The organism is Pseudomonas sp. BN411, from assembly GCF_029871235.1.
Classification (GTDB): Bacteria; Pseudomonadota; Gammaproteobacteria; order Pseudomonadales; family Pseudomonadaceae; genus Metapseudomonas.
This window is the reverse complement of the sequence record NZ_SSOM01000006.1, coordinates 1-730: the sequence shown is the minus strand read 5'-3', so window position 1 is coordinate 730 and position 730 is coordinate 1. Positions and strand designations below refer to the sequence as shown.

General features: G+C 62.2%; 1 protein-coding gene and 1 pseudogene. Both read left to right on the top strand.

Features of this window, described 5'->3' with window-relative positions:
* Positions 1-450: 450 nt before the first annotated feature.
* Complete coding sequence (gene pqqA, locus E8F06_RS00045; RefSeq protein WP_072432761.1) at positions 451-522, top strand: pyrroloquinoline quinone precursor peptide PqqA; 72 nt, start codon at positions 451-453, stop codon at positions 520-522.
* A 46-nt stretch (positions 523-568) separates the two neighbouring features.
* Positions 569-730, top strand: a pseudogene (locus tag E8F06_RS00040) (pyrroloquinoline quinone biosynthesis protein B); the annotation flags it as partial.

Below are 730 nucleotides of genomic sequence, written 5' to 3'. Positions count from 1 at the left end.
CAGACCAAGAACCTGCTGGTGAGCTACGACATCAACCCGCTGGGCTTCTTCTGATCCCCGGCAAGTAACGAAAAAACGCGGCCTCGGCCGCGTTTTTGTATTTCATGGAGCACGAACCTCTTCCCGTAGGTTGTGGCAGAGCGCAGCGAAGCCCAACGTGCCAGGGTAAACCCCCGATTGTTGGGCTTCGCTGCGCTCTGCCCAACCTACCTTCTCCCCCATCCCCCGGACGCTAAACCTGTAGGGGCGAATTCATTCGCCAAGCAGGCCGAAGGGCTGCCAGTCCAAACACCCAGCCCGCCGGATGCTTCCTTCATCCGAACGCGGCCCGCCCCGGCCCCTACCAAATCACGAGCAAATCTCCTCCGAAAGTACCATTCGGGCCCTTTCAGGCCGGTGGTTAACTGGACTTGCCGGAATCCTCCGGCGCCATAACAAGAGGATTGCTCCATGTGGACTAAACCCGCCTTTACCGATCTGCGCATTGGTTTCGAAGTGACCCTGTACTTCGCCAACCGCTGATCCGCATCGCCCCGGCCCAGCCGGGGCCCCCGCCAGGGCAAATCCCATGCACATCCAGATTCTTGGCTCCGCCGCCGGCGGCGGTTTCCCGCAGTGGAACTGCAACTGCCGCAACTGCCGAGGCGTGCGTAGCGGCAAGCTCCGTGCCCAGCCGCGCACCCAATCCTCCATCGCCCTCAGCGCCAACGGCGTCGACTGGGTGCTGTGC